A 10,530-nucleotide genomic window follows, 5' to 3' on the forward strand; every position below is an offset into this window, starting at 1 on the left:
TAACGAAGTTCCCTTGCAAGGGAACTTTCCCATAGCGTTAGCCTAGCCCTGCGCTCATTTCGACTCATTCGCATGCCGAAATATTATGTCAACACGCCCTAGGGTCTGTTGACTAAAACATAGATCAACAGACCCTACAGATCGTCGTCAAAATCAAAAATGCCGTCATGAGAAGAATCGCGTCGCTTATCTTTTTTCTTCGATGAACTGATGGAAAGTGAGTCAATTGTCTCGCCATCTTGTTGATCGAAAGGCTTTTCCTTTGGTGCTCTTTTGAATCCCAACCATGGTAGCAATTCACCTTCGCGGTCTAGACCTGTTTGCCGCCATTCTTCAATAGACAAACTACGTGTGTCGATTCGTTCCTTGCTAATAATTTCGTGTTTGAGTAAATAAGTCAGGATATTAATGTTGGCTTCAGATTCAAAATGGAAGGTTCCACTTTGATTATTGATCGATACAATCTTACCATCTGCAACCTCCATTTCTCCCGCCCATATGGCACTGTTAACACAGGCTTTTTCGTGGGAGTCCATGTCCTTGTATTGAAACCGCTCATAGTCTTTTGCCTCTTTAAACGCCTGTGAGCCGTGTAAAATGCCATCGGTATCGAGCACCCACGCATCTCTACCAGTGATGGGCTTATCTATTTGGTTACAGAGATTTCCACCTATGGGTTTGATTACCCATTTATTTGCTGAGTAGTCTTTTTGGTAGATCTGGTCATAGCCAACATTGCCACCAAGGGCCATGCGATTCTCATCTTTAACTGGTGCAATTTTGGGGTCAAAATAGTGACCCAATCTATCCAAAGGATGCGAGCGTTTCGGTTCTATTTTTAACTCCTCAGAGCTGCTCTCTTCATCGATGAGGAGGTGCTGCCCACCGCTATATTGTGAACCAAAGAAATTTGGTCTATCGTCCTCTGAATCGCTAGAAATGAACGGGTCGGACTTAGATGGCATGGAATTGGAGGTCGATGCTTTCAATGTGATGGCGCTGTCCAAAATCCAGCCCGAAGTGCCATCGACTGTTGCCCAGGTATGCGCCTTTTTGCCGATCCCGAGAACATCATATTTTGCAAATCTCCAGGTACGCGCACCTCGAGCAATCGTGACCTCCTGACCCATTTTGAGGTCTAAGATTGCCTCTCTTTCGTCGTCACGCAAATGGCAATCTTTGTTCGTTAAATAGGTCCCTGCGCCGACCATTTGTATAGGTGAATTCTGGCTATTCGCTTGGGTGACTGTCAGCGCTGGTGCGGCGTGTTGTCGCATCTGTTCTTGGCACGAGCTAAGTTGTCGTGCTTGATCACTGTTATCTGCAAGTGACTGTCGTTGTTTGTTTTGCTTGGTCTGGCTGCGGGTGTCCTGAATAGACGAAACGGCAGAAGAGGAAGGACGGACGTCAAATGTTTGTCGGTTCGTGCCGATTTGCTGGGGAATTGCGGTACGCATTAACTACCTCGCATAAATGGGATGCATGGGGCGTGAATGCACATTTTACCTTTGTTTTTAGTGTAAATAAATTGCTATTGCATTTAACTACGCCAGTGTCGAGCATTCTTGGTTTTGTGGATAAGAATACGACCGCGCACAGGGCTAAGTAATTTCGTGTATTGTTGGTTGAAATAGGGAGATCACTTTGACTACACGCTTACTACAAAACTCGAATCGTTCTACAGCAGGGCTCGCGCGCTCTTATCGCTGGGGACGTGTACTGTTCCTACTGGTGCTGTTAAATTTATTGGGGAGCTGCAGCACGGTGCGTCTTGCTTATTCCAATGCGGACACCTTGGCCTATTGGTGGCTGGATGGCTATGTGGATTTTCGCTCTTCGCAAAAAACTAAGATCAAGCAAGACATTGCACAATTATTGAGCTGGCACCGCAGTACCCAGCTGCCGCAATACGTACAAGCATTGACCCAGATGCAGGCTACCCTTGTCACCAACGCGGGTCCCGCTGAGATTGAAACGGTGTTCCGCCAAGTTGAACAATTTTCGCAAGTCGTTTTACTTAAGGCATTGCCGGAGCTGACTGATTTCGCACTCACGCTCGATGAGTCGCAAAAAGCCTATCTGGCGCGCAAATTTGAAAAGAATAACGAAGCCTTTCGCGACAAATACATGGATATGACGCCAGAAAAACAAGCTAAGGCGCGTTTTAAAAAATTCGTGAAGCAAGCCGATGATTGGCTTGGCAGCGTGAGCTCTGAGCAAGAAGCGATTATCGCCCGTTACCTTGACAAGCATCCACCCAACTATGCGCAATGGCTTGAAGAGAGTATGACGCGTCAACGAAGCGTTTTGCAGTTGTTGACACAAATCCAGAATGACAAGCCTAGCCGCGAAGTCGCACAAGCGATGGTGCGGCGAGTGATCTTAGCCGCTTATGAAGGCTCAGAACAGGCCGAACGAACTACGCAATCAGAGACCGCGCGTATCGCCCTGCAACAATTGATCGCTACTATCATCCGCGCTTCCACGCAGGAACAGAAAACGCATGCACAAAACAAATTGCAGGACTGGATTGATGATGCCAAGTATTTGGTGACACGAAAATGAGCTGAATTCGTTGTCCTAGGCAGAATTGCTGCGGGGTTTGCGATTGATACGTCCGAATAGCGGACAAGGTCTTGTACCCGAAAACTCAGCTGCAATGGCTCAGCAGCGTTTCGATCTCAGGTTTAAGCGTTTATAATCCTAGAAACGGTAGTTGGACAGGTTCGAGTGTGCATTTTTCCGTCTCTCTGGCGAGGCGCGACGACGACGGAACCTCCATGTTCATAGGAGGAGTAACGAAGTCCAGAGGGGCGGAAAAGTGTGCAATCGAGCCTGTAGTGTTGCCACCCAAATGGTGAGCCAAATATACCCATGAAACCTTCGATAAATCAAAAACTTACTTTAACTTTGAAGCGGTCAACTGCCGTTTCTAGGATAATTTCCTTCCCCCAATTCTGCAATCCTAAGGTCAGCATTCACAGCATCACGGAATCTGGCCATTAACTATTCAAACCAATATGTCAGAAGATCTCTCCATCCTAAGCCGCACTGCCACCCCACCTGACTTAAGTTTAGCTTATGGCGATCACGCGGATCAGATCGCCGATATCCGTTACGGAAGTAATGGCAGCGAACTCCCTTTGCTGGTCTTAATCCACGGCGGATTTTGGAAGCCAGAATACGACCGTGCGCACGCCGAAGCAATGTCGTGCGCCTTGGTCGAGGCGGGCTGGACGACCTTGACCTTGGAATACCGGCGCGTGTCCGGTCAGCCGGATGTGACCTTGGACGACGTCGCAAAGGCTTTGGAGGTTTTGCCAGCGCAAGTGCACAGTCATAATGGTCAGGTGATCTTGGTCGGACATTCTGCGGGTGGTCATTTGGTCTTGTGGGCGGCTGTACAATCTGCACATCCTGGTTTGCGAGGCGTACTGGCGCTGGCACCTGCGGCTGATTTACAAATGGCACATGCTTTGGATTTGGGCGAAGGTGCGGTGCAGCGCTTCTTAGGGCAAGACCCGGTGCATAGTCCTGATGTGAATCCTATGTGTTTAGCAGCGCCGTCTATGGCGGTAACAATAATACAAGGAGATGACGATGAGATCGTGCCGCCGTCTGTTGCTGCTTCGTATTGCGCGGCGTTTCCGGCGACACGTCTGGTGTCCTTACCTGCTTGCGGTCATTTCGCATTGATTGATCCGGCAACGGCGGCATGGCCTACGGTCGTGGCTGAATTGCGGGCACTTGCTTAAGTAAGAAATTGAGTTATTGCTTTAAAGAGTTTGCGCATTAAAAAATGCCGGCCAACTTGAATTTTTTTGTCTAGCAATGATTTCTCCTCCCTAATCTCCAATTGATCGATCCAACGATGGCTAAACATTTTTCTCAACTCACTTCGCTGCAAAGATTTTCTATCGTTTTGCTGCTAGTCCTTTTGCTTTTGTTCGCAGTGAAGCGTACTTCCATGCGCGGTGATATTGATGAATACGCCTTAATGACGGTCGCACTGTCTAGCCATTGGTCCCCTGATATCCGGCTCGATGACGTACAAAAAGCACAGGCGCTAATGCCTGAACACAAAGCTTATCTGCAGTTGACTGCTGATGGTATTGCTGCCGGAAGAGAAGTGCCTAAGCCGGGGTTTTTTCTGGGCCGCGACCATAAAGTTTATGCTATCCATTTCTTTGCTTATTCGGCCTTGGCAGTGCTGCCTTTTAAGGTATTGCAAACAGTAGGAATGTATCCTTTTGAAAGCTTTTTGGTAGTCAACCTGAGTTTTATTTTCATACTAGGTATTAGTCTTTTTCAATTTTTTAATTCTGCCCGCAAGGCCGCGCTGGCTTTGGTTATTTATTTTCTTTGCGGCGGCATTAATTATTTGTATTGGAGTGGACCGGAGACGATGAGCGCCGCTGCTTTGTGTGCGGCGATATTGTTCTATGCGAGGGGGCGTTATTTTTCGGCTTGTGCATTAATTGCTCTGGCTTCCATGCAAAACCCACCCATTATTTTGGCACTGGCGTTTTTACCCTTATGCCGGCTCGTCATCAGCTATCAAGCGGATTTATCTTTTGTTGTGAATGTCCGCAAGCAGTTCTCGGTTCGTATGGTGTTGGCGCTCGGGCTGGGCGCTTTGGGTGTGATCAGTACGCTAGGTTTTAATTACTGGGCTTTCGCAGTGCCTAATATTATCGTCAAGGTCGCCACTAGTCCGGATTTAATGAGCTGGCAAAGGTTTTTTTCGATCTTCTTCGATTTTAATCAGGGCATGATAGTCGGTCAATTGGGCATTTGGCTGGCGATCTTGCTGATGCTGGGTATTGCCTTCACGGATGCTAAAGATAAATTCAAAAAAGTGGCGCTACTACTTGTAGCGATTCTGTTTTCGATGGCACTGGCTGTGCCGGCGCTCACCACGGGTAATTGGAATTCTGGTGCTGTAGGTCTGATGCGCTATGCATTTTGGGGTGGCATGCCCCTCCTATTCGTTTTCTTTTATTTAGTGCACGACAATCGCAAGGCTCAGCGGCCACTGTTACTGCTGACTTTGTCTTTACAATTCCTTTGCACCCTCAGCGCTTTTAGCTACAACGAAATTGAACACAGTCCTCTGGCTCGAGTCCTGTTACGTCATGCGCCCCATCTTTATAATCCCGTGCCGGAGATTTTCGCTGAACGAACCCAGCATCAAGATGGTACCGACCTTGCGTCGGAACGGTATTTCATTTTTGAAGGCGCTGGTGGATCTAAGAAAGTGTTGTTTCACGCGCAAAGCAGCGCATCTGACCGGCATTTGTGTGGTGCACTCGCTTTAGATCCAGGCATTAACATGACGTCTGCCGGCGACGGCTGGCGGTATTTGAATGGTGAAATTGCCTGTGTGACCGAACAAACGATAGGCTATGACGCGTTTTCACAAAGCGATCTGATCACGTTGACTTCAGGTTGGAGTGGTATTGAACATGGCGGCGGTGTGTGGAACGGCGTTTGGTCCGATGGTGACGAGTCGATAATCACCTTGCATTTGGGGTCATCGAAACAAGTCAAAGGGATGAAGTTGATAGGACATTATTTTGAAGGGAATCGCCGCACACGAATTAGTATCAATGGACGTGATCTCGGCTGGCACAATCTGGCCGAGGCACCGACAATTTCTTTCGCTCCATCGGGCACGGAGTTGCATATTCGCTTGCAGCATGAATATCCACGTCAACCCTCGAAGACACCGCAGTTCCCAGACGGCAGGCGGCTGGCGTTTTTTTTGCAATCGCTAACGATTTACTGATGCTTACTAGGCACTAAGTTTTGACGCGGGTATGGTGCCCGCTTGGCAAGTTGACTGGCCTCGCCCTCGTGGCTTGCCAGTCAACTCAGAACCTAGCCTGAAAGCAAATCGCAGTCCTGATAGATCACTAAAGCGAATGATGACAGGTAATGTAGACTTCACTCTGGACTGCCGCTACCTCGATAGCCGGGACGAGGTTCAACCCGCATCGTGTCACTGGTTTTGAGGCGTTCGCGGAAGCTTTCAATCTCGGCTTGCAAGGCGGGAATCAATTGATCGGCGGCTTTGTTGTAGCCCTCGGTGCGAGCTGCGCGTGAGCGTTCGCTAAAGTTGGATAAACTCGCGCCGCCTTTCACCTGACTCGTACCCGGTGCACGCATGAGTAATTTGCGGCTAGCTACATCAAACACAGAAATGTCCAGCATCGTTTGGGTGTCGTGCTCATTGCCATGCACGACGTAGGCACCGATGACAGTCCAATACCAGAAGGACAGCGAATTACTGTCAGTGAATTGAATCTGGTCGTAGGACACCATCGCCATCACATCGACATTAAACATGCGAGCGACTTGTTCCATGTTTCCAAAACCACCCGCCAGCTGCAAATATTGCGAAGGAATGATATCAATCGAACCGATGAAGCTTTGTCCCGCAAACGCTGCTTTAATGCGCTCCATGAGCTTGATCTTTTCTGTTTCAGGCAGTGTGCGTGCTTTGGGATCGTTCGGTGCGAAGGCGATACCAACGCGTACTGGGGGTCTTAGATAGGTGATGCCTGGTGCAAGTTGTGGCGCTTGTGTTGCTTTCGGATAGAGGTAGTCAACGATACTGGCAGATTGTTTCGATTCGCGCGGCCCGGCCATGCCTGCACATCCACTGAGGGAAAATACGGTGAATAGCACGACCGTCAATGCGCTTAAAAACTTGAAGGTTTTCATAGTGTCCTGGGCGTAGTGAGATAGATCGCGTAGCTTAGCCTAGACTAACTTAGCTAGCCCTAGCTTTATCCAAAGTCTCAGTGTTTAATACTTCGCGTAGCATCTGAGTATTTGCATCAAATGAGTCAACAAGTTGCATTTAAAATGAGCCTTGATATTGCATAGAAAAGTGCCATGCAGTTGCAAGGTGCGTCAACGACTGGACTAGCTCATGTTAAGAAACTAGAAGTGCATGATGGTGAAGTGGAGAGGCAGTTTGTCTATCAGAGAAAGACGGCAAAAAAGAGTGGACAATGAGCTTATTCGTAGAGACTATCCAAAGGGCTGCGAGTATTGCCATGAATATTGCCTACATGTGTGTAAATCATCGTGGTGCTCAGGTCAGCGTGTCCCAACAGTTCTTGCACCGTACGAATATCACAGCCTGATCTCAGCAAATGGGTGGCAAACGAGTGGCGTAAGGTATGTGGCGTGGCGGCTAAGTTGATGCCAGCCTGTACTTTTGCAGTCGTAAAAGCACGTTGAAAACTACGATCAGTCAAATGCTCGCGAACGTTCCTGCCCGATGCTGTATCTCTCGTATAGCGCGCCTGTGGAAATACCCAATACCAAGGCCAAGTTTGTCCCGCTGTCGGATAGAGACGAGCGATGTTCGACGGCAAAGCGACCTCGACTACATTACCTGCACGATCTTTAGCCCAAATGCTATTGGCGAACGCCAGCTGCGCATTGAGCAAATCCAACAGCGCAACTGGCAGCATCAAGCTGCGATCCTTCTTTCCTTTGCCCTCTCTCACGGTAACAGTCTGATTCGAAAAATCCAAATCTTTGACGCGCAAATTGAGCGCCTCATTGAGCCTCATCCCTGTACCGTATAACAGCTTTGCCAATAACAAATGCACGTCAGACAAATGAGCAAACAATGTGCTGATATCTTCCGTGGACAGCACGACCGGCAAGCGATGACTCGCACGAGGCGTACCAATCGCATTAAGCCAAGGCAGATCAATCCGAAGAACATGTTTGTATAAAAATAGCAGCGCGGCGAGTGCTTGCTTATGCGTCGATGCCGACACCGCTTTTTCATTGGCGAGATAGCTCAGAAAGGCCGCCACCTCTACCGCCCCCATATCTTTTGGGTGCCTAAGTTGATGAAAGCGAATATAGGAACGACACCAATACACATACACTTGTTCGGTGCTGGCGCTATAGTGTTTATACCGAATTGCTTCCTTGACTCGATCCAGAAGCTTGGTAGAATGCAAAGGGATTGCAGTGTCGGTTTTCATAGAAAATTTAATACTGATTAAATATACAGTATATCCATGAAGAGCCTTGCTGCAAAAGGGTTTTAAGAATATTTTTTAAACATTTATGCGAACTGTGCCGGTTTTATTCGACGAACGGTCGCGGAAAACACGTTAAAGCTCATATGAAATGGTTCATCGGTTTCTTGTTATTTTTCGTTTTGCTAAATGCGACAGGCGCAGATCTAAATTCGATTACATTGCATCTCAAAAAGGGGGCGAGCGCTAAAACGTCTGGCGCATTTGAAAATGCAATTTCCGAATGCAAAGCAGGTATTGATGAGCTGGGAGATAAATACTTTGATGAAGATGCTATTGACGATACCGGACAAAAAATAATTCTTGCCGAGATAAAAGTACGTGAAAAGGATCGAAAAACAGCTTCAGCGCTTTATTGCGGTATGCTTGAATCGCGTATTGAAACTTACAAACGGAAGTTAGAGAAAATGATGAATAGGCACAGCGACAAAGCTTTAACCGGTCAATCGACGGAGAATCGCCAATGATTATTTCACTTAAATTTATGACCGTCATGGCGATCTCGTCATTTCGGCGTTAGGCCTCACAATATGACTTTCTCGAATCCGAAACGTTGGAAACTGTGCGTCGCTGCAATTGGTCTAGTCGTCTGCGCTTTCCCAGCTCTTGTCATGTCACCTGTCGATGGCGCAGCCCGTGCCATGAGCGGCAAGATCGAGCTAATTCCGGTCACGGCGCTCTGGGCTTGGCTCGCAATTGGGGCATTACTCTTGGTGGCTACAATCCTTGGCGCCATCCAGGCAGGCCACCGGCAATCAAAGCAGCTGGCCTTACTTCTGGTCGCCGCCTGTTTCGCTCAGATCGTGTTGCTTTTCGTCGGCGGCTTGCATTGGTGAGACCTAACTTGACGCCCGAGACGGACACAGCGCATAGTCGCGCTGTAATGGTCTCAATTTATTCAACTACCTGCTCTTCAGTTGGCGTCTTCTATGCGCTGTTCCGTTCAGCTCAACGTTAGGCCCCTCTGTTTCAGCCAGTGCAGCCCGCGCTTCGTAGCACCAGCTCATGGCCGTGGAGTCGCGGCACAGCGGCGCAAATAGCACCTCGGCGGCTTGCAGCAGTCTCCGGAGCTTCGCGCACCGCTCGCGCTCTGCGGCCACTCCGGCCTCATAGGCGGCCACAACGTCCTCGCGCCGCGTGCCGTGGTTTGAGCTTTCCCACAGCCGGTCAATCGTCTGCTCTCGGTCCATCTGCTTCCTCTCCGGCCCGCAGGCCTAACGAGTAAGGTTAGATCGTGACGCGAAGCGGCCACGATCTGAACCGTTTGTTGGACGAGCCCGATTTATTTGCGTGTGTTTGGGGATAGCTTATGCAAATAGCTTTTGCCTGTTTGCACTGTTTGGTTGCATTTCGCTGTCTTGACTTTGGTGAGATCTAGCTGAGCTTGAAATTGGCGTCGTTTTTCAGTTGATGTTCTCACTTCTCCTTCTTTGTTTGCCGCGTATTTGCTGGTTTTTCTCAATGTAAAGACGAGTTTATCTAGCCGTCATTCGACGGTTTTTTTTGGGGTAAGCCAGAGTGCTTACATCACGATCCCCTTGTTGGTTGGAACCACATCTGGCATCGATACATCCTTGGCATTGGTGCTCGCTCGGGAATGAATTCGCGTTTTTAGAATGCGCTTAATCCCACCGCAACAAGCACAAATCATCACCGGTCTTGGCGTCAGTGTGATCGCTGGTCGTTGGACTCGCAACAGGATTTGTAACAAGGTGATTTGTCGTTTGCAATTGGGATGAAGGAAGCCAAAGTTACGGGCGCGACGAAAGCCTTTGGGTAGGATGTGTTGCAGTAGTAAACGTAAAAATTCCACGCCAGTGACCGTTCTGGTTTGCGTTGTCTTGGTTTTAGAATCGATATACCGAAAGCGCACATGTTGATCATCGCAAGAGAGGATGTCTTTTTCTTGGATGACACCTCGGTATAAATACCGTCCTAAATAAGCGATCGCCTTGGCACCGCTACCAACTTGTTTGCAGTCCACCACCCATTTATCCGTGATTCCTTTTGGTACGACGAACCCTAGTTTGGTGATGCCGTCCAACATCTTGGCACGAAAGACTTTCGCAAGCGCTTTATGATGAAAGAGGTACTTGGTTTGCTTAACTCGCCAACGTTGTTGCTCGGTATTGATCGCCCCACTAGGTACCACCATGTGTACATGCGGATGGAAATCTAAACGTCGGTTATGCGTATGTAATACCGCGATGGCACCTGCATTGCCCTGTAAGTGTTTATCATGCTGGCTAAACGTGTTGATGGTGTTCCAAGCAGTTTTGATGAGCAAATCATAGAGTGATTTCTGATGCTGCCACACCAGTGTTCGCCACTCTTTTGGCAACGTAAATGTCAGCATGAAATAATCGACGGGCAGTAGTTTTGCTTGCTCTTGTTCGATCCAGCGCTGGGACTCATGGGCTTGGCAATGCGGGCAGGATCGGTGCCCGCACGAATGTGG

At 48.6% G+C, this 10,530-nt stretch carries 9 protein-coding genes; 5 read left to right on the top strand and 4 right to left on the bottom strand.

Annotation, left to right across the window (positions count from 1 at the left end):
- Window positions 1–134: 134 nt before the first annotated feature.
- Window positions 135–1,457, bottom strand: a complete 1,323-nt coding sequence (locus AC1RR2_RS20730) for a hypothetical protein (RefSeq protein ID WP_493224188.1) — start codon at window positions 1,455–1,457, stop codon at window positions 135–137.
- A 187-nt stretch (window positions 1,458–1,644) separates the two neighbouring features.
- On the opposite strand from AC1RR2_RS20730, the gene AC1RR2_RS20735 reads away from it, so the two are divergent.
- The 3 genes from AC1RR2_RS20735 to AC1RR2_RS20745 all read left to right on the top strand — a co-directional run bounded on the left by AC1RR2_RS20735 (window position 1,645) and on the right by AC1RR2_RS20745 (window position 5,788).
- Entirely contained in the window at window positions 1,645–2,565 is a 921-nt protein-coding gene (locus AC1RR2_RS20735) for a DUF6279 family lipoprotein (protein ID WP_493224189.1), read from the top strand.
- A 455-nt stretch (window positions 2,566–3,020) separates the two neighbouring features.
- Window positions 3,021–3,755, top strand: coding sequence for an alpha/beta hydrolase family protein (locus AC1RR2_RS20740; RefSeq protein ID WP_493224190.1), 735 nt, complete (start codon window positions 3,021–3,023; stop codon window positions 3,753–3,755).
- 116 nt (window positions 3,756–3,871) lie between these two features.
- Window positions 3,872–5,788: a hypothetical protein gene (locus AC1RR2_RS20745; RefSeq protein ID WP_493224191.1), complete on the top strand. Its 1,917-nt coding sequence runs from the start codon at window positions 3,872–3,874 to the stop codon at window positions 5,786–5,788.
- A gap of 158 nt (window positions 5,789–5,946) precedes the next feature.
- On the opposite strand, the gene rhlP is transcribed toward AC1RR2_RS20745, so the two are convergent.
- Window positions 5,947–6,726, bottom strand: a complete 780-nt coding sequence (rhlP, locus tag AC1RR2_RS20750; RefSeq protein ID WP_493224192.1) for a rhombotarget lipoprotein — start codon at window positions 6,724–6,726, stop codon at window positions 5,947–5,949.
- Between the two features lie 299 nt (window positions 6,727–7,025).
- On the bottom strand, window positions 7,026–8,015 hold the full coding sequence (locus AC1RR2_RS20755; protein WP_493224193.1) for an integron integrase: 990 nt from the start codon (window positions 8,013–8,015) through the stop codon (window positions 7,026–7,028).
- Window positions 8,016–8,158: 143 nt separating this feature from the next.
- Here AC1RR2_RS20755 and AC1RR2_RS20760 point away from each other — a divergent pair, with 143 nt between their 5' ends.
- Together AC1RR2_RS20760 and AC1RR2_RS20765 are read left to right on the top strand one after the other, a co-directional pair.
- Window positions 8,159–8,539, top strand: coding sequence for a hypothetical protein (locus AC1RR2_RS20760; RefSeq protein WP_493220968.1), 381 nt, complete (start codon window positions 8,159–8,161; stop codon window positions 8,537–8,539).
- A 174-nt stretch (window positions 8,540–8,713) separates the two neighbouring features.
- Entirely contained in the window at window positions 8,714–8,908 is a 195-nt protein-coding gene (locus AC1RR2_RS20765) for a hypothetical protein (protein ID WP_493224194.1), read from the top strand.
- A gap of 686 nt (window positions 8,909–9,594) precedes the next feature.
- Here AC1RR2_RS20765 and AC1RR2_RS20770 read toward each other — a convergent pair.
- Window positions 9,595–10,530 (bottom strand): IS91 family transposase (locus tag AC1RR2_RS20770; protein ID WP_493224195.1); only part of this gene is annotated, 936 nt, incomplete at its 5' end.

The organism is Undibacterium sp. GW821-FHT11H02 (assembly GCF_058808015.1).